Origin of the sequence: Cupriavidus taiwanensis (assembly GCF_900250115.1) — a bacterium.
Classification (GTDB): domain Bacteria; phylum Pseudomonadota; class Gammaproteobacteria; order Burkholderiales; family Burkholderiaceae; genus Cupriavidus; species Cupriavidus taiwanensis_B.
In genome coordinates this window covers 3507282-3526596 of sequence record NZ_LT984803.1, presented here as the reverse complement: position 1 = coordinate 3526596, position 19315 = coordinate 3507282, and the positions used below count along the sequence as shown (strand labels likewise).

Below are 19315 nucleotides of genomic sequence, written 5' to 3'. Positions count from 1 at the left end.
GCTCTTGTGGCGTGCGTGTCACCCTCGCCGGGTGCCGCAAAGGTGGCGGGAACGGAGGATGGCAGGATGAAGGGAATCGTCGCCCGAGCCGATCGGGGTCTTGGCAGTTCGCTACAGCAATCGCACCCGGCGCGGGTAGCCGCGGCAGTGGCCCTGGCCGCCACGCTGGCCGGACTGGCCGGCGACGCGCTGGCCGCGCAGGTGAGCCGTTTCTCGCCGGAAGGCACGGTCGGACAGGTGCGGCAGGTGGCGATCCGCTTTGACGAAGCCATGGTGCCGATGGGCGATGTCCAGGCCACGGCACCCGCGGCGGTTTCCTGTACCGGCGCCGGCACCGGCGGCCAGGCGCGCTGGGTCGACGCCAGGAACTGGGTCTACGACTTCGCCAGCGACTTGCCGCCTGGCGTGCGCTGCACCGTGCGCATGCGCGCCGGGCTGCGCAGCGAGGCCGGCAATGCCTATGCCGGCAAGGCGGAATACCGTTTCGAAACCGGCGGCCCGATCGTGGTCTCGAGCCGGCCTTCCGGCGGCGAGATCGAGGAAGACCAGGTGTTCGCGCTGCGCTTCAACGGCGCCGCCACCGCGGCCTCGGTGCGCGAGCACGCCTGGTGCCAGGCGCAGGGGCTGGGCGAGCGCATCCCGGTGCGGCTGCTGGCCGGCAAGGAGCGCGAGGCCGTGCTCGCGGCGATCCGCTGGGACCGCCTCGCCAAGCCAGCGCCCGACGCGGTGCACCTGCTCGCCTGCCAGCAGCGGCTGCCGGCCGCAGCGCGCGTGCAGCTGGTGCTGGGCGCGGGCATTGCCACGCCGTCGGGTGTCGCCACGCGCGAGGAACGCCGCTTCGACTACACCGTGCGCGAGCCGCTTACCGCCAGCTTCAGCTGCGAGCGCGAACACGCGCAGGCGCCCTGCACGCCGCTGCGGCCGATGTCGGTGACGTTCTCCGCGCCGGTGCCGCGCAAGCTGGCCGAGAGCGTGGTGCTGAAGACGCCGTCGGGCCCGCGCGCGCCGCAGTTCGACCCCGACCTGGCGCCGGACGCCAGCGTCAGCGCGCTCACCTTTGCCGCGCCGTTCGCCGAGAAGGCGCAGTTCACCATCGAAGTGCCTAGCAAGCTGCAGGACGACAGCGGCCGCGCGCTCGCCAATGGCGACCTGTTCCCGCTCAAGGTGGCCACGGCCGCGATGCCGCCGCTGGCGAAGTTCGCCGCGGCGCCGTTCGGCGTGGTCGAGCGCTTCGGCGAACTGCCGCGCGGAAAGTCCGCGGCCGACTATCCGCCGCTGCTGCCGGTGACGCTGCGCAATGTCGAAGCGGACCTCGCCGTGCGCGCCGTGCTGGCCCGGGCCGGCACCGTGATGAAGCTGCGCGTGGACGACGACGCCGCCGTGATGCAGTGGCTCGGCCTGGTGCGCCGCCTGCACGAGGCCAGCTATACGCGCGGCGAACTCGACGCCGTGCTGGCGGGCCGCTCGCCGTACCGCGTCAACAATCCGCGCAATGCGGTGCCGATCGAAACCCGCGCGGTATCGCTGCTCGAGCGCGCCCCCGGCGTGCAGAAGCTGGCCGTGCCCAAGCCGTCGGGCGATGCGCCGCGGCCGTTCGAGGTGGTCGGCATCCCGTTGCCGGAGCCCGGCTTCCATGTGGTCGAGATCGCCTCGCCGATGCTGGGCGAGGCGCTGCTGGGCAAGCGCGCGCCGATGTACGTGCGCACCGCGGCGCTGGTCACCAACCTGGGCGTGCATTTCAAGCTGGGCCGCAGCAGCGGCAACGAGGACGACGGCAGCCGCAGCGGGGTGGCCTGGGTCACCGCGCTGGACGACGGCAAGCCGGTGCGCGACGCCGCGGTGGCGGTGCGCGACTGCAGCGGGCGCCTGCTCGGCGAAGGCCGTACCGATGCCAGCGGCGTGGCACGCTTTGCCAAACTCGCCGCGGCACCCGAGAGCGCGTGCGAGCAGAATGGCCTGTCAGGCTACTTCGTCTCCGCCCGCATCGCCGCCACGCATCAGCAGGCGCGCGGCCAGGCCGACATGGCCTTCGTGATGTCGGACTGGAACCGCGGCATCGAGAGCTGGCGCTTCAATGTGCCGACCGACACCAGCGCCGCGCCCACCGTGCGCGCCCACACCATCTTCGACCGCACCCTGCTGCGCGCCGGCGAAACCGTGTCGATGAAGCATCTGATCCGCGCCGAGACCGCGCAGGGCTTTGCCTTGCCGCCGGCGAGCCGGCCGTTGCCCACGCGCGTGACCATCCGCCATGAAGGCAGCGGCCAGAGCTACGAGCTGCCATTGCAATGGCGCCACACCGCGACCGGCGGGCGCAGCGCGGAAAGCACCTTCCAGGTGTCCGCGGCGGCCAGGCTTGGGGTCTATACGGTCGAACTGGAAACGCAGAAGGGCGAGGCCGCCCAGGACGACGGCGGCGCGCGCAGTTACCCCAGCGGCAGCTTCCGGGTCGAGGCCTTCCGCCTGCCGGTGCTGGCTGGCACGCTGCAGGTGGCGGGCAAGGCCGGGCCCGTGGTGGCGCCGGCCGAACTGCCGGTCGGCGTCGAGATCCACTATCTGTCCGGCGGCGGTGCCGCCGGGCTGCCGGTGCGCGTGTCCGCGCTGCTGCGCGACAAGTACGTGAGCTTCCCCGGCTACGACGAGTTCTCGTTCAACCCGCCGCGCGCGCAGCGCGAAAGCGGCGGCGACGAGGACATGGACGCGGACCAGCAGGGCGATGCCGGTGCCGACGGCCAGAAGCTGGTCGCCGACAAGCTGCCGGTCACGCTGGACAAGAACGGCAACGGCAGCGTGACGCTGCGCAAGCTGCCCAAGACCGATGCGCCGCGCGACCTGGTGCTCGAGGCCGGCTTTGCCGATCCCAACGGCGAGATCCAGACCCTGCGCCAGACCGTGCCGGTATGGCCGGCGGCGGTGGTGGCCGGCATCCGCACCGACGACTGGGTCTCGGTCAGGCAGAAGCTGGCGGTGCACGGCGTGGTGCTCGACGTCAACGGCAGGCCGGTGGCGGACGCGCCGGTCAAGGTCAATGCGCGCGCGCGCATCACCACCTCGGCGCGCAAGCGCGTGGTGGGCGGCTTCTACCGCTATGACAACCGCACCGAGACGCGCGATCTCGGCACCGTGTGCGAAACCCGCACCGACGCGCAGGGCCGCGCGCGCTGCGAGGTGGCGCTGGAGCAGGCCGGCCAGATCGAGCTGGTGGCGAGCGCGCGCGACAAGGATGGCCGCACCGCGCAGGCCGCCACCACCGTGTGGGTGACGCGCCAGGGCGAGCTGTGGTTCGGCGGCGAGAACCATGACCGCATTGACCTGCTGCCGGAGAAGAAATCCTACGCACCGGGCGACACCGCGGTGTTCCAGGTGCGCATGCCGTTCCGCCACGCCACCGCGCTGGTGGCGGTGGAGCGTGAAGGCATCTACCAGACCCAGGTGGTGGAGCTGCACGGCAGCGATCCCACCGTGCGCGTGCAGGTGAAGCCGGAGTGGGGGCCCAACGTCTACGTGTCGGTGCTGGCCCTGCGCGGGCGCCTGCACGAAGTACCGTGGTATTCGTTCTTCACCTGGGGCTGGCGCCAGCCGGGCGAGTGGTGGCGCGCGTTCCGCAGCGAAGGGCGCGAGTATGCGGCGCCGACCGCGCTGGTCGACCTGTCCAAGCCGGCTTTCCGGCTCGGGCTGGCCGAGATCCGCGTCGGCAATGCCGGCCACCGGCTCGATGTCGCCGTGACGCCGGACAAGACCAGCTACCCGGTGCGCGGCAAGGCGCGCGTGGCGATCCAGGTAAAGCTGCCCGACGGCAAGCCCGCCGCCAACGGCGAAGTGGCGCTGGCCGCGGTGGACCAGGCGCTGCTTGAGCTGATGCCCAACACCAGCTGGGATTTGCTCGACGCGATGCTGCAGCGGCGCGGCTACGGCGTCGAAACCTCGACCGCGCAGATGGAGATCATCGGGCGCCGCCACTACGGGCGCAAGGCGGTGCCGGCGGGCGGCGGCGGCGGCAAGAGCCCCACGCGCGAACTGTTCGACACCCTGCTGGTGTGGAACCCGCGCGTGCAGCTCGACGCCGAGGGCCGTGCCAGCGTCGAGGTGCCGCTCAACGATTCGCTGACCAGCTTCCGCATCGTCGCGGTGGCCGACCTGGGCCTGGGCCGCTTCGGCACCGGCAGCGCCACCGTCGCCGCCACGCAGGACCTGCAGGTGATTTCCGGCCTGCCGCCGCTGGTGCGCGAGGACGACCGCTACCGCGCCATGTTCACGCTGCGCAATACCACCAAGCGTGCCATGACGGTGCAGGCCAGCGCACGCGGCACGCTGCTCGGCAACGAGACCGGGCTGCCGGCGCAGACCGTGCAGATCCCCGCGGGTGAAGCGCGCGAGATCGGCTGGGACGTGAGCGCGCCTGCGCTGCTCGCCTACGCGCGCACCGGCACCGTGATGTGGGAAGTGCAGGCCAGTGAGCAAGCGGGTGGACGTGGTGCAGGAGGCGCCTCCGACCGCATCAAGGTGTCGCAGCAGATCGTGCCGGCGGTGCCGGTCACGGTGCAGCAGGCCACGCTGGCACAGGTGGCGCCGTCGCTGTCGATCCCGCTCAAGGCGCCGCCGGGCGCGCTGGCCGACCCGGCCGGCAAGGTCCGCGGCGGGGTGCAGGTCAGCTTCCAGTCGTCGCTGGCGGGCGGGATGCCGGGCGTGCGCGAGTGGTTCCGCAACTACCCGTTCACCTGCCTGGAGCAGCGCGCCTCGAAAGCCATTGGCCTGAACGACGGCGCCGCCTGGGACGCGCTGATGGCGCAGCTGCCGTCCTACCTCGATGCCAACGGCCTGGCCTCGTACTTCCCGCTGAACAGCGACAGCGACTACGGCAGCGAAGTGCTGACCGCCTACCTGCTGGCGGTGGCCGACGAGGCCGCGCGCGCCGGCCAGGCGCTGCGCATTCCCGACGCGCAGCGCGCGCAGATGGAGCGCGGCCTGACCGACTTCGTCGAAGGCCGCATCCGCCGCGACAGCTGGTCGCCGGTGGACGGCACGCAGTACCTGGAGGTGCGCAAGCTGGCCGCGCTCGAGGCGCTGTCGCGCACCGGCCATGCGCAGGCGCGCATGCTCGGATCGATCCAGATCCTGCCGGCGCAATGGCCGACCTCCGCGCTGCTGGACTGGACCCTGCTGCTGACGCGCGTGCAGGACATCCCGCAGCGCGAGCAGCGCCTGGCCGAAGCGCAGCAGCTGCTGCGCTCGCGCCTGACGGTACAGGGCACGCGCCTGGCGTTCTCCACCGAGCGCAACGACAACTGGTGGTGGATGATGGCCGGCGGCGACGTCAACGCCGCGCGCCTGCTGGCGCTGGCGTCGGAGCTGCCGGGCTGGAAGGAAGACGCGCCGCAGCTGGCGACGGGGCTGCTGGGTCGCCAGGTGCATGGCGCCTGGGGCACCACCACCGCCAATGCCTGGGGCATGCTGGCGGTGACGCGCTTTGCGCAGGCGTTCGAGAAGACGCCGGTGGCCGGCACCACGCGCGCCAGCATCAGCCACGCCGCCGACGCCGCGCGCAGTTTCGACTGGGCGCGCGCGCAGCGCAGCGACGGCGTGGCGCAGGGCAGCGTCGATCTTCCGTGGCCGGCTGCTGCGGAGGGCGGCACGCTGCAGGTGGAGCAGGTCGGCGCGGGCCAGCCGTGGGCCACGGTGCGCGCCATGGCGGCGGTGCCGGTGACCGCGCCGCTGGCCGCGGGCTACCGCATCCAGCGCACCGTGACGGCGCAGGAGCAGGCGGTGCCGGGCAAGTGGTCGCGCGGCGACGTCTATCGCGTCAAGCTGGAGATCGATGCGCAGGCCGACATGACCTGGGTGGTGGTCAGCGATCCGGTACCCGCCGGCGCCACCATCCTGGGCAGCGGCCTGGGCCGCGACTCGGCCATCGCAACGCGCGGCGAGCGCCGCCAGGGCGCGGCCTGGCCGGCCTATATCGAGCGCACGCCGCAGGCCTACCGCGAGTACTTCGGCTACCTGCCCAAGGGCAAGGTCTCGGTCGAATACACGGTGCGGCTGAACAACGCCGGCGACTTCGCACTGCCGCCCACGCGCGTCGAAGCGATGTACGCGCCCGACGTGTTCGGCGTCGCGCCCAATGCGCGGCTGGCGGTCGGGGCGCGCCCATGAGCTGGCTGGCGATCATGATGCCGGCGCGGGTGCGCGAGTGGTGGCTCGCGGGCACCATGGCCGGCCTCATCTACGGCGCGCTGCTGGTGCAGGTGGCGCTGGACCTTCCCGATGGCGCGCCGCTGACCGGGCATATCGCCATGCAGCCGGCGTGGAAGACGGCGATGGCGGTGCTGCTGGCGCGCGCCGCGTGGTTCCATCGCGTGCCCGGCGAGCGCCGCTGGCTGGTCACGGCGCTGCTGTGCTCGGCGCTGGGCGATTTCCTGCTGGCGCTGCCGACGCTGTCATTCTCATTCGTGGGCGGGCTCGGCGCCTTCCTGCTGGCGCACCTGGCCTACCTGCGCCTGCTGGTGCCGCTGGCGGGCGACACCCGCCCGCACCGGCTGATTGCCTGCGGCGCCATGCTCGGCGTGGCGGGCACCATGCTGGGCCGCTTCTGGCCCAACCTCGGCACGCTGGCCGTGCCGGTGACGCTGTACGTGGGCGTGCTTGCCGCCATGGTGTGCAGCGCGCTGGTGGCGCGCCTGCCCACGCCGCTGGCGGCGCTGGGTGCGCTGTGCTTTGCCGCGTCGGACCTGATGATCGGCATTGCGCGCTTCCTGGTACCGTTCGAATCGTTCCAGCTGGGCATCTGGTGGACCTACGCCGCGGCGCAGGTGCTGCTGGTGGCCGGCCTGGTAGCGGGACGCACGCAGCCATGACGCGGCGTCTGGCTTGGGCTGCGACGGCGGTGGCGCTGGCCTGGTCCGCGCCGGCCGCGGCCTTGCCCAGCTTCGCGCAGGTGCGCGCCGACTGGCGCAGCGCCGACGTGGTGGTGCTGGACCGCCATGGCGAGCCGGTGGGCCGCGTGCGCGACGACTTCCGCGCGCGCCGCGGCGACTGGGTGGCGCTGGCCGACACCTCGCCCGCGCTGCGCACGGCCATCGTGCTGTCCGAGGACCGGCGCTTCTATGCCCATAGCGGCGTCGACTGGCAGGGCGTGGCCGCGGCGGCCTGGGCCAACCTGTGGAATACGCGCACGCGCGGGGCTTCCACGCTGACCATGCAGCTGGCCGGGCTGCTCGACCAGGACCTGCGCCGGCCGGGCGCGCCGGGGCAGGGGCGCAGCCTGACGCAGAAGCTGGGCCAGGCCGCCGGCGCCGCGGTGCTGGAGCGCAGCTGGAACAAGGACCAGATCCTGGAGGCCTACCTCAACCTGGTGCCGTTCCGCGGCGAACTGGTCGGGCTGTCGGCGATGTCGCAGGTGCTGTTCGGCAAATACCCCGAGGGGCTCGATGCGCGCGAAGCGGCGCTGGCGGTGGCACTGGTGCGCGCGCCCAATGCGCGCGCCGCGCAGGTGGCCAGCCGCGCCTGCGGCATCCTGCGCGAGATGCGCCTGCCGCGGGAGTGCGACGGCCTGGAGGGCTTTGCGCAACTGGCGCTGCTGCGCACCGGGCCGGTGGCGCAGCGCGCCGCGGCGGCAGCGCCGTCGATGGGGTCGGGGCAGTTGGCGCCGCACCTGTCGCGGCACCTGGTCAGCGAGACGCGCGCGCAGCTGCCGGCCGGCGCCGCCATGCCCACGCGCATCGCATCGACGCTCGACGCGCGCCTGCAACGCGCTGCCGTGGCCAGCCTGGACCGCCACCTGCGCGAACTGGCCGGACGCAATGTCGAGGACGGCGCGGTGGTGGTGATCGACAACGCCAGCGGCGACGTGCTGGCCTACGTGGGCTCGTCCGGCGCGCTCTCCGGCGCCGCGCAGGTCGACCACGCGGCGGCGCTGCGCCAGGCCGGATCGACGCTCAAGCCCTTCCTGTATGAGCAGGCGCTGGAACAAAAGCGGCTGACCGCGGCCTCGCTGCTCGATGACCGGCCGGTGAACCTGCCGGTCGGCGGCGGGCTCTACGTGCCGCAGAACTACGACCACCGCTATGCTGGCTGGGTCAGCCTGCGCGCCTCCCTGGCGGCATCGCTGAACGTGCCGGCGGTGCGCACGCTGGTGATGGTGACCCCGCATCGCTTCCACAAGCGCCTGGTGGCGCTGGGCCTGCCGCTGACCGAGGCGGGCGACTACTACGGCTACAGCCTGGCGCTGGGGAGCGCCGATGTATCGCTGCTGGCGCTGACCAATGCCTACCGCGCGCTGGCCAATGGCGGCAGCTACGCGCCGCCGCGGCTGCGGCAGGGCGCGCCGGCGCTACCGGCGAAGGCCGTGATGCAGCCGGGCGCGAGCTTCGTAATTGCCGACATCCTGTCGGACCGCCACGCCCGCGCCCGCACCTTCGGCCTCGACAGCCCGCTCACCACGCGCTTCTGGACCGCGGTGAAGACCGGCACCAGCAAGGACATGCGCGACAACTGGTGCATCGGCTGGTCGCAGCACTACACCGTGGGCGTGTGGGTCGGCAATGCCAGCGGTGCCAGCATGCGCGACGTGTCCGGCGTGTCGGGCGCGGCCCCGGTGTGGCACGACGTCATGGAAGCACTGCACCGCGCGCGCCCCAGCCACGCGCCGGCGCTGCCCGCCGGGGTCGAGCGCGTGGCGCTGAGCTTCGACGACGGGCTGGAGCCGGCACGCGACGAAGTGTTTCTCGCCGGCACCGCGGTGCGGCGCGTCAGCGTGGGTGCACCGGCTGCGCGCCCGAGCGCGCCCATGATCGCCACGCCGTCCGACGGCACCGTGTTTGCGCTCGATCCCGACATGCCGCCGGCGTCGCAGCGGGTGTGGTTCCATGCGCAGGGCGTAGCCGGCCAGTCGGCACGCGCGCTCAGCTGGCGCATGGATGGCAAGCCGCTGGGGCGGGGCAGCGAGGTCGCATGGCTGCCCTGGCCGGGACGCCACCAGGTGGAGCTGCTCGATGCCGCCGGCAAGGTGGTGGACCGCATCGGCATCGAGGTACGCGGCGCTTCGGTGCGCGCGCCCATGCCTGCGGCCAGGCGCTGAGGCTGGTATCGAGGCCGGCCGGCCCGGTTGCTGAGGCACGGGTTTTAGCCATGTCCGTGCGTAATAATGGCGCTTCGCCATGTCCCGCCGGAGCCCGCGCATGTCCCTCGTTGCCCTCGATGCCGCCGCCACCGCGGCGCGCCTGCCGTATCCCGAACTGGCGCAAGCCATCGCCGACATGCTGGCCGAGCTGCGCGACGGCACCGCCATGGCGCCGCCGCGCATCGCGCTGCCGGTCGGCGACGCGCAGCAGGGCGCGGGCACGCTGCTGGTAATGCCGGCGCGCAACCGCCGGCTGGTGATGACCAAGAACATCACCGTCCATCCCGGCAACCCGCAACGCGGCCTGCCCAGCATCCTCGGTGAAGTGGTGGTGGCCGACGCGCATACCGGCGCGCGCCTCGCCATGCTCGACGGTCCCACCGTGACCGGCCGGCGCACCGCGGCGGTGTCGCTGCTGGCGGCGCAGCGCTTTGCCGCGCGCCCCGACGGCGAACTGCTGATCGTCGGCGCGGGCGTGCAGGCGCTGACGCACCTGGAGGCCTTCGTCGCCGGACTTGGCGTGCGCCGGCTGTGGCTGCATTCGCGCACGCGCGACAAGGCCGAGGCGCTGGCCGCGCATGCGCGCACGCTGGGGGTGGAAGCGCAGGTGGCCGAGTCGGTCGCGGCGGTATTGCCGCGCGTGTCGATGGTGGTCACGGTGACGTCGAGCCGCAGCCCGGTGCTGCCGGACCTCGACAGCGGCCTCTGGCGCGACCATCACTTCATTGCCGCGGTCGGCGCGTTCCGGCCCGACATGTGCGAACTGCCGCCGGCGCTGTGCCATGCCGCCGCCGACCATGGCCGCCTGCTGGCCGATACCCTGTTCGGCATCGAGGACGAGGCCGGCGACCTGCTGCAGGCCGGCATTGACTGGGCCGAGGTGCAGCCGTTCGAGACCGCAATCCTGCAGGCCGACGCGATCCGCGCGCGCGCCGGCAGCCCGCTGGTGTTCAAGAGCGTGGGCTATGCGCTGTGGGACCTGGCCGCGTGCGTGCTCGCCAGCCGCGCCTGATCAGCGTTCGCGGTCGCGCTCGCGCAGCCAGTCGCCGAACAGCTCGCGCGCCGGCGCGAGGAAAGCGGCAATCGGTTCGCTGCGGTCGCTGGCATACCAGTGGCAGTAGCAGCCGTGGATGGTGGCGATCATCAGGCGCGCCATCGGCGCCGGCAGAGGACGGCCGGGCGCCGACAGCGCGGCGACCAGGTCTTGCACATGGCTGTCCCAGCTGCGGCGGATTTCCTCGCGCACGCTGGCCGGCACGCTGCCGGAGAACAGCAGCGCCAGCACCACGCCCTTGGCCTCGGGATTGGCGCTGAGATAGCCGGCGACCCGGTCGAAGCTGTTCTCGAGCCGCCGTGCCGCGGTCCGGCCCTGGTGCGGCTCCGCGCCCAGTTCCTCGCCGATCTGCCGGAACAGGCTGGTGGCGGCCTCCGCCAGCAGCATCTCCTTGCTGCCGAAATGCCAGAGCAGGCTGCTCTTGGCCACGCCGGCCTCGGCGGAAATCTGGTCGAGCGTGACCTCGGCGTAGCCGTGCGCGCTGATCAGCCCGCGCGTGACCGCGAGCACGCGTTCGCGCGTTTCCAGACCGCGCCGGTTCTTGGCGACCGGGGCGGCGGAGGGGGGCGTTACAGGCTCGGCGGACTGGCGGATCGGGGGCATGGCGGGGGCGGCAACAGGGTGAGACGCGGCGTCGCGGCAGCCTGGAACGGCGGCCGGGCTCTATTTGACAGTAGACGAGGTCTGCCAGCAAACTCCGATATTGTACTGAATGTTCAGCACAAAACGTCAGTGTTTGCCGGCCGCACCCCTGCGCCCGGCGCAGGATCCAGGAGACCAGGATGCCGTATCCGACAGCCTTTGCCGCCGCCGCCACCGCCGCCGCGCTGGCCGCCGCCACCTTCGGCCTTGCCGGGAGCGCCGCCGCCGCCACCGCCGTGGCCAGCGCCAGCAAGCCCGCCACCGATGCCACCGCCCGCGCCAATGCCGCGGTGCTGCAGCAGCTGCCGTTCCAGGACCGGCGCGACTTCGACGCGGCGCGCCGCGGCTTTATCGGCACGCTCGACAACACCGAGATCCGCGACGCCAAAGGCAACGTGGTGTGGGCGCTGGCGCCGTACGATTTCCTCAGGCCGGAGGTGGCGCCGGCCACCGTCAATCCGAGCCTGTGGCGCCAGGCCCGGCTCAACCTGCACCATGGCCTGTTCCAGGTGACGGACCGCATCTACCAGGTGCGCGGCTTCGATATCGCCAACATGACCATTATCGAGGGCGAGTCCGGGCTGATCGTGATCGACCCGCTGACCGCGATGGAAACCGCGCGCGCCGGCCTCGAGCTCTATTTCAGGCACCGGCCAAAGAAGCCGGTGGTGGCGGTGATCTACACCCACAGCCATGGCGACCACTTCGGCGGCGTCAAGGGCGTCATCAGCGAGGACGACGTCAGGGCCGGCCGGGTCAAGGTGCTGGCGCCGGAAGGTTTCATGGAGGAAGCCGTCAGCGAGAACGTCTTCGCCGGCACCGCCATGAGCCGCCGCGCCCAGTACATGTATGGCTTCAACCTGCCGCGCTCGGCCACCGGCCAGGTGGACGCGGGGCTGGGCAAGGGTGTCGCGCACGGCACGCTGACGCTGATCCCGCCGACCGACCTGATCCACAAGACCGGCGAAACCCGCACCATCGACGGCGTCCAGATCGAGTTCCTGATGGCGCCGGGCACCGAGGCCCCGGCCGAGATGCTGATGTACTTCCCGCAGTGGCAGGCGCTGTGCGCGGCCGAGGATGCCACCCACAACCTGCACAACCTCTACACCATCCGCGGCGCACAGGTGCGCGACGCCAACCAGTGGTGGCGCGCGCTGGACGAGACCATCGACCGCTTCGGCGCCCGCACCGAGGTGCTGTTCGCCCAGCACCACTGGCCCACCTGGGGCCGCGAGGAGATCGTCACCTACCTGGGCAAGCAGCGCGACGGCTACAAGTACATCCACGACCAGTCGCTGCGGCTGGCCAACCTGGGCTATGTGCCGGCCGAGATCGCCGAGCGGGTCAAGCTGCCGCCGTCGCTGGCGAGCGAGTGGCACCTGCGCGACTATTACGGCACCGTCAGCCACAACGCCAAGGCGGTGTACCAGCGCTACCTGGGCTGGTATGACGCCAACCCGGCCAACCTGGACCCGCTGCCGCCGGAAGAGGCGGGCAAGCGCTATGTCGAATTCATGGGGGGCGCGGCGCGCGTGCTGGAGCAGGCCCGCGCCGCCTATGCGCGCGGCGAGTACCGCTGGGTGGCCGAGGTGGTCAAGCATGTGGTCTTTGCCGACCCGTCCAACCAGGCAGCGCGCCAGCTCGAGGCCGATGCGCTGGAGCAGCTTGGCTACCAGGCGGAATCGTCGACCTGGCGCAACGCCTACCTGAGCGGCGCCGCCGAACTGCGCGGCGGCCCGCCCAAGACCGGCCGCCGCGCCGGCAGCCCCGACGTGCTGCGCGCGATGACCGACACCATGTTCCTGGACTACCTGGCGATCAGCCTGAACGGCGACCGTGCCGCCGGCAAGACGCTGGCGCTGAACTGGGTACAGCCGGACACCGGCAAGCGTTACGCGCTAACCGTGGAAAACGGCGTGTTCCGCTACAAGGCCGACGCGCAGCATGCCTCAGCGCAGGCCACGCTGGCCATGCCGCGCGCCGTGCTGATGGGCGTCCTGGCCGGCCAGACCACGCTGCAGGCCGAAATCCAGGCGGGCCGCGCGCGTGTCGAGGGCGACCCGCAGGCGCGGGCGGCGTGGGTGGCGCTGATGGACAAGGCCGAGCCGAACTTCGCCATCGTCACACCCTGACGGCCCGCTACCTCGCACCCCGGGGACGGGGCAGGCGCGCGCCGGCTGTTGCGGGCGGGGCGTCTAAAACCGCTTCCGTGTGAGGGTTTCTTCCAACGCGCGGCATAAATCGTTGCGTGGATGCAGCGTCCGGCGGCCTGATAGGCCGCTGCCGCCGCTTTTCTTCATGGTTAACCCTCCCTTTAGGGGGCCTCCTCTACGAATCTGTGTCATCGATGAAACAGCCGCGCGCGGGCTGGCCGGATAATGCACGCGGCAGTTACCGTAAGAGGAGTAAGAGGATTATGAAATCGACCTATAAGAAGATGCTGGCCGCGGGCGCCGTAATGGCGCTGACCGGAGCCGCACACGCGCAGTCCGCGGGCAGCAATATCGTCAGCATGGGCTGGTTCCGCGTGATGCCGAACAGCTCCGCCGATCCGCTGACCGTCGACAGCATTGGCGGCCGCCCGGTCGGCATGACCCGGCCGAACACCGGCGCGGAGATCGAGTCCGCCGACACGCTCGGCCTGGCCTTCACCCATTTCTTTACCGACAACATCTCGGGCGAGATCGTCGCAGGCATTCCGCCCAAGCATGATGTCAAGGGCACCGGCAACTACGCCCAGTACGGCAAGCTCGGCTCGGTCAAGCAGTGGAGCCCGGCGCTGGTGGTCAAGTACCACTTCTTCGATGCCAAGACCAGGTTCCGTCCCTATGTCGGCCTCGGCGTGAACTACACCTGGTTCACGGAGGAGACCATCACCAACCAGAACTTCGTCAATCACGAGTTCGCGCCGGGCGCGCGCATGACCGCGAGCGCCAAGCCGTCGTGGAATCCGGTGTTCAATATCGGCGCCAACTACGCCATCAACGACAACTGGTTCGTCGGGCTGTCGGTGTCTTACGTGCCGCTGTCGACGCGGGCATCGTTCACCACCCAGGCGGGTCCGGTGACGATCCAGTCGCACACCAAGATCAAGATCGATCCCGTGGTGACGTTCCTGAACGTGGGCTACCGCTTCTGAGCGCGGCACACGCCAGCTGAACTGAAAAGGGCGCCCGGGGGCGCCCTTTTTGCTGCATGGCGAGGTTCAGGCCACCGACCTGACCGGATAGCCGGCTTCCTCGATGGCCTCGCGCAGCGCCTGCGTGTCGGCGCCGCTGTCGACACGCACGGCCTGGGCCGGCACGTCCGCGCTGACGCGCGCGGCGGGGTCGACGGCGAGCACGGCACGCGTGATGGCGCCCACGCAGTGGTTGCACGTCATGCCTTCTACCTGGAACTGGATCATGTTGGGACGCTCCTGAACGGGATGGAAACGCGGCATAGGCCGCGACAGACATAGTGTGAACCTTGCCACGATGGGAAGCGCAAGGGGAAGTTCAGCTGGGGACATGGCACAGGCGTCATCTGCAACAGGCCTTGACCTTCCAATGATGGTAAGGTCCATGATGCTGACATCGACCCTGTGGATGACTCAGAACATGCCAGATTCAAGCGCTGTGCTCGCTTCCCAACCGGTCCGCCCGGACCTTGACCGGCTCGCCGACGCCATCCCCGAGTGGCGGCTGCCGGTCGAAGGCATGACCTGCGCCTCCTGCGTGGGACGCGTCGAAAAAGCCCTGGCCAAGGTGCCGGGCGTGCGCGAGGTGGCCGTCAACCTGGCCACCGAGGCCGCGACGCTGCGCGCGGCCTCCGCCGCGGTGCTGCCCGCCGCCGCGCGCGCCGTGGCCGACGCCGGCTACAGCGTGCCCCACGACATCCTCGAACTGAATATCGCCGACATGACCTGCGCCTCGTGCGTGGCCCGGGTCGAAAAGGCGCTGCGCGCCGTGCCGGGCGTGGTCGAGGCCACCGTCAACCTGGCCACCGAACGCGCCCGCGTGACGCTGCTGCGCGGCGCCACCGACGCGGCGGCGCTGGCGGGCGCGGTCGCGCGCGCCGGCTATGGCGCGACGCCGGCGGCGGACGCAGCAGGCGCGGCCGGCGCCGTGGCCCACCCCGGCCAGCCGGGGCAGGCCACGCGCCGGGCCTTCTGGGACGGCCCGTGGCCGGTGGCGATGTCGGCGGCGCTGTCATTGCCGCTGGTGGCGCCGATGGTGCTGGAATGGTTCGGCGTGCACTGGATGCTGCCGGCGTGGCTGCAGTGGCTGCTGGCCACGCCGGTGCAGTTCGTGTTCGGCTGGCGCTTCTACAAGGCCGGCTGGAAGGCAGTGCGCGCCGGCGCGGGCAATATGGACCTGCTGGTGGCGCTCGGCACCACCGCCGCCTACGGGCTTTCGCTGTGGCTGATGTGGCGCACCCCGGCCGACGCCATGCCGCACCTGTATTTCGAGAGCGCGGCGGTGGTGATCACGCTGGTGCGCCTGGGCAAGTGGCTGGAGACGCGCGCCAAGCGCCAGACCGCCGATGCCATCCGCGCGCTGGCGGCGTTGCGCCCCGAGACCGCGCGCGTGCGGCGCGGCGGCGTCGAGCAGAGCGTGCCGCTGGCGGCCGTGAGCGTCGGCGACGAGATCGTGGTGCGCCCCGGCGAGCGCATCCCGGTGGATGCCGAGGTGGTCGAAGGCACCAGCCATGCCGATGAATCGATGCTGACCGGCGAAAGCCTGCCGGTGCCCAAGCAGCCTGGCGACCGCATCACCGGCGGCGCCATCAATTTCGAAGGCCTGCTTGTGGCACGCACCGTGGCGGTCGGCGCCGAGACCGTGCTCGCGCGCATCATTCGCATGGTCGAGCACGCACAGGCGGCCAAGGCGCCGATCCAGCGCCTGGTCGACCGGGTCAGCGCGGTGTTCGTGCCGGTGGTGCTGGTCATTGCGCTGCTGACGGTGCTGGGCTGGGGTCTATTTGCCGGCGACTGGGAAGCGGCGCTGCTCAATGCGGTGGCGGTGCTGGTGATCGCCTGCCCGTGCGCGCTGGGGCTGGCTACGCCCACCGCGATCATGGCCGGCACCGGCGCCGGCGCGCGCGCCGGCATCCTGATCAAGGACGCCGAGGCACTGGAAGTGGCGCATCGGGTCGGGGTGGTGGCCTTCGACAAGACCGGCACGCTGACGGTCGGAAGGCCCGAAGTGGTAGCGCTGCATGCGGCCGATCAGGCCGACGCCGAGGGCAGCGCCTTGCTGGCGCAGCTGGCCGCGCTGCAGGCTGGCAGCGAGCATCCGCTGGCGCGGGCGGTGCTGGCCGCGGCGCAGGCGCGCGGCATCGCCGTGCCGCAGGCCAGCGGCGTGCAGGCCCTGCCGGGCCGCGGCATTGCCGGGGTGGTCGACGGCCAGGCGCTGCAACTGGGCAGCGAGCGCTTGCGCGAGTCGCTGGGCGCACCGGCCGGCGCGCTGGCCGCGGTGGCACACCAGCTGCAGTCGGAGGGGCGCACCGTGTCGTGGCTGGTGCAGACCACGCCGCCGCGCGTGACCGGGCTGGTCGCGTTTGGCGATGCCATCAAGCCGGGCGCGCCGGCGGCGATCGCCAGGCTGCGCGCCGCCGGCGTGCGCACGGTGATGCTGACCGGCGACAACGCCGGCGCCGCGGCGCGCGTGGCGCAGGCGCTGGGGCTGGATGACGTGCAGGCCGAAGTCCTGCCCGAAGACAAGGCCGCGCGCGTGCAGGCGCTGGGTCGCGGCGGCGCGGTGGTGGCGATGGTGGGCGACGGCATCAACGATGCGCCGGCGCTGGCCGCGGCCGACGTGGGCATTGCCATGTCGACCGGCACCGACGTCGCCATGCATGCGGCCGGCATCACGCTGATGCGCGGCGACCCGGCGCTGGTGGCCGATGCGCTGGCGGTCTCGCACCGCACCGTGCGCAAGATCCGCCAGAACCTGTTCTGGGCCTTTATCTATAACGTGGTGGGGATTCCGCTGGCCGCGGCCGGCATGCTCAATCCGGTGGTGGCGGGCGCGGCGATGGCGTTCTCCAGCGTCAGCGTGGTCGGCAATGCGCTGCTGCTGCGCCGCTGGCGTGCCCAGGCCGGCAGCGCGCCTGGCGCCGCCACCGCGGCCCGGGGTGGCGAGTGATGAATATCGGCGAAGCGGCACAGGCCTCGGGCGTATCGGCCAAGATGATCCGCCACTATGAATCGATCGGGCTGGTGGCAACGCCGCCGCGCACCGAAGGCGGCTACCGTCGCTATGACGAACGCGCGGTGCATACCTTGCGCTTCGTGCGGCGTGCCCGTAATCTGGGATTTTCGCTAGACGAGATCCGCAACCTGCTGTCGCTGTGGCATGACCGCGACCGCGCCAGCGCCGACGTCAAGGCGCTGACGCTGCGGCACGTGGCCGACCTGGAGCAGCGCATCGCCGAACTGGCGGCGATGCGCGACACGCTGCGCGAACTGGCGCAGCACTGCAGTGGCGACGACCGGCCGGACTGCCCGATCCTGGCCGACATGGCGCAGCCGGACGCGCCCGACCGGCCGGCCTGCCACGGCTGAAGCGGCGCTGGACGCCACGGTTGCAGCCATGGAGGGCCGGCGCACGCCGGCGCGGCGGACTCCATCACAACAACGATGGCTGGCGCCGCGCCTGGCCCGCGCGCGCCGGCAGGAGACCTGTGCAAATGGAACAGCCGATGACGGATGATCCGGCCATGGCCGACGTTGCCAGCCCCGCCGCCGCCAGCCCGGCGGGGACCCATGCGCCGGTGCAGAGCCGCCAGCGCATGCGCGACGGCACCGAACTATTGCTGCGTACCTGGCAACCCGATCCGGCACGTTTTGCCGAACCGCTCGGCTCGGTGCTGCTGGTGCACGGGCTTGCCGAACACGCCGGGCGCTACCAGCATGTCGCCGATCTGCTGTGCGGGCTGGGACTGCGGGTGCGTGCCTTCGATTTGCGCGGCCACGGCGCCAGCGGCGGCGCGCGCATGGTGGCGGAGCACCCGGATGCCTACCTGAACGACCTCGCCGAGATCTACGATGCCGTGGTGCCCGGCTGGCACGAATTGCCGATCCTGCTCGGCCACAGCATGGGCGGGCTGATCGCGGCGCGCTTTGCCACCGCGCGGGTGCGGCCGGTGCGTGCGCTGGTGCTGTCGTCGCCGGCGCTGGCGCTGCGGCTGTCCCGGCCGGCGCTGGCGCTGCACCGCGTGCTGCTGACGCTGGCGCCGCGGCTGCGCGTGCCCAATCCGATCGATGCGCGGTATCTGTCGCACGACCCGGCGGTGGTCGCCGCCTACCGCGCCGATCCGCTGGTGCAGACCACCATCACCGCAGGCGTGCTCGAAGGCTTTATCCACGGCATGGCGCAGGCGCAGGCCGACGCGGCGCTGCTGGAGGCGCCCACGCTGATGCTGGTCGGCGGCGCCGACCGCGTGGTGGACCCGTCCGGCAGCCGCGCCTTCTTCAACCATGCGCCGCCCGACCTGTGCGAACAGGTCTGGTTCGACCACGGCTACCACGAGATCTTCAATGAAGCGCAGCCGTTGCGCGGCGAAGTGTTCGCCGCGCTGACCGGCTGGCTGCAGCGCCGGCTGGCCAGCCCGCAGCGCTAGGTACGGAACACCGACTCGGCCACGCCGAACGCCGCCGCCACCACCGGGTCGTCGCGGCGCGCGGCCAGGCACACCAGGGTCAGCTCGGTCTGTACCGAGACCCCTTCGACGATCACCAGCCCGTGCGCATGCGACTCGCGCAGCGCGATCGCGTCGCGCACCAGCGACAGCCCCACGCCGGAGCGCACCAGGTCCCGCATCGACGCTTCCTGGTCGACGTGCGCCACCTTGGGCACGGTGGCGGGGTCCACCCCCGCCTGCGCGAAGTGCGCCGACAGCAGCCGGTTGTGCGCCGATTCGGGCGGGGTCCAGATCCATGGCAGCGTGGCCAGTTGCGCCCACGAGCGCAGCGCGGTGCGCTCTTTCCAGCCCTTGGGCGCGACCACGTAATACGAGAACGGCGTCAGCGTCAGCGCATGGAAGCCGGCTTCGGACGGCTGGCCCAGGTAGAAGCCCACATCGAGCGCGCCGCTGCGTACCTGCTGCAGCACCCAGCCCGACATGCCATGGCGCAGTTCCGTGCCGATCTGCGGATGGCGCTCGACCAGCGTGCGCAGCATCGGGCCCAGCCGCGTGAACTCGGGATCGAGGATGGTGCCGATCGCCAGCCGTCCGCGCACGGTGTGATGCATCGCGCTGACGGTGTGCTGCAGGTCTCCCACGCCATCGAGGATGCGCTCGGCCAGCGGCAGCAGCGCGGCGCCGTCGGCGGTCAGCGTCAGGCCAGCGGCGGTGCGCTCGAACAGCCGGATGCGCCAGGCCGACTGCAGCGCCTTCAGCTGCAGGCTGACCGCGGGCTGGGTCAGGTGCAGGCGCTGCGCGGCGCGGGTCAGGTTGCCTTCGCGCGCGACGGCGACAAAGGCGCGCAGGTGGTGGAGGTCCAAGGGGGCGGGCGA

12 protein-coding genes are annotated in these 19315 nt (G+C 71.7%); 9 read left to right on the top strand and 3 right to left on the bottom strand.

The window, feature by feature from the left end:
• The first annotated feature begins 66 nt into the window (after positions 1 to 66).
• From CBM2586_RS16450 to CBM2586_RS16435, 4 genes are all read left to right on the top strand, one after another.
• Positions 67 to 6150, top strand: coding sequence for an Ig-like domain-containing alpha-2-macroglobulin family protein (locus tag CBM2586_RS16450; RefSeq protein ID WP_115688512.1), 6084 nt, complete (start codon positions 67 to 69; stop codon positions 6148 to 6150).
• Positions 6147 to 6851 (top strand): lysoplasmalogenase, encoded by a 705-nt coding sequence (locus tag CBM2586_RS16445; RefSeq protein ID WP_115663527.1) that lies wholly within the window; start codon positions 6147 to 6149, stop codon positions 6849 to 6851. Before CBM2586_RS16450 ends, CBM2586_RS16445 begins: the two co-directional genes overlap by 4 nt.
• Complete coding sequence (gene pbpC, locus CBM2586_RS16440; RefSeq protein ID WP_115688510.1) at positions 6848 to 9073, top strand: penicillin-binding protein 1C; 2226 nt, start codon at positions 6848 to 6850, stop codon at positions 9071 to 9073. The genes CBM2586_RS16445 and pbpC overlap by 4 nt, the downstream gene beginning before the upstream one ends.
• Positions 9074 to 9173: 100 nt before the next feature.
• On the top strand, positions 9174 to 10127 hold the full coding sequence (locus CBM2586_RS16435; protein ID WP_115688508.1) for a delta(1)-pyrroline-2-carboxylate reductase family protein: 954 nt from the start codon (positions 9174 to 9176) through the stop codon (positions 10125 to 10127).
• Here the strand turns inward: CBM2586_RS16435 and CBM2586_RS16430 are convergent, their stop codons facing one another.
• Complete coding sequence (locus tag CBM2586_RS16430; protein ID WP_115663530.1) at positions 10128 to 10772, bottom strand: TetR/AcrR family transcriptional regulator; 645 nt, start codon at positions 10770 to 10772, stop codon at positions 10128 to 10130. It abuts the gene before it with no gap.
• A gap of 179 nt (positions 10773 to 10951) precedes the next feature.
• Here CBM2586_RS16430 and CBM2586_RS16425 point away from each other — a divergent pair, with 179 nt between their 5' ends.
• Positions 10952 to 12946: an alkyl/aryl-sulfatase gene (locus CBM2586_RS16425; RefSeq protein WP_115688506.1), complete on the top strand. Its 1995-nt coding sequence runs from the start codon at positions 10952 to 10954 to the stop codon at positions 12944 to 12946.
• Between the two features lie 284 nt (positions 12947 to 13230).
• Complete coding sequence (locus tag CBM2586_RS16420; RefSeq protein WP_115663532.1) at positions 13231 to 13953, top strand: OmpW/AlkL family protein; 723 nt, start codon at positions 13231 to 13233, stop codon at positions 13951 to 13953.
• A 66-nt stretch (positions 13954 to 14019) separates the two neighbouring features.
• Here CBM2586_RS16420 and CBM2586_RS16415 read toward each other — a convergent pair whose 3' ends face one another.
• Positions 14020 to 14220, bottom strand: a complete 201-nt coding sequence (locus CBM2586_RS16415; RefSeq protein WP_115663533.1) for a heavy-metal-associated domain-containing protein — start codon at positions 14218 to 14220, stop codon at positions 14020 to 14022.
• A gap of 193 nt (positions 14221 to 14413) precedes the next feature.
• On the opposite strand from CBM2586_RS16415, the gene CBM2586_RS16410 reads away from it, so the two are divergent.
• The 3 genes from CBM2586_RS16410 (at position 14414) to CBM2586_RS16400 (ending at position 18419) form a co-directional block, all read left to right on the top strand.
• Positions 14414 to 16942 carry a heavy metal translocating P-type ATPase gene (locus CBM2586_RS16410; RefSeq protein ID WP_115688789.1) on the top strand — a complete coding sequence of 843 codons (2529 nt, stop codon included), beginning with the start codon at positions 14414 to 14416 and terminating at the stop codon, positions 16940 to 16942.
• Positions 16942 to 17361, top strand: a complete 420-nt coding sequence (gene cueR / locus CBM2586_RS16405) for a Cu(I)-responsive transcriptional regulator (protein WP_115663534.1) — start codon at positions 16942 to 16944, stop codon at positions 17359 to 17361. Before CBM2586_RS16410 ends, cueR begins: the two co-directional genes overlap by 1 nt.
• A gap of 125 nt (positions 17362 to 17486) precedes the next feature.
• Positions 17487 to 18419 carry an alpha/beta hydrolase gene (locus CBM2586_RS16400; RefSeq protein WP_115688504.1) on the top strand — a complete coding sequence of 311 codons (933 nt, stop codon included), beginning with the start codon at positions 17487 to 17489 and terminating at the stop codon, positions 18417 to 18419.
• On the opposite strand, the gene CBM2586_RS16395 is transcribed toward CBM2586_RS16400, so the two are convergent.
• A complete protein-coding gene (locus CBM2586_RS16395; protein WP_115663536.1) occupies positions 18416 to 19303 on the bottom strand; it encodes a LysR family transcriptional regulator in 888 nt (295 codons plus the stop codon). The two genes, CBM2586_RS16400 and CBM2586_RS16395, sit on opposite strands and share 4 nt — an antisense overlap.
• Between the last annotated feature and the right edge of the window lie 12 nt (positions 19304 to 19315).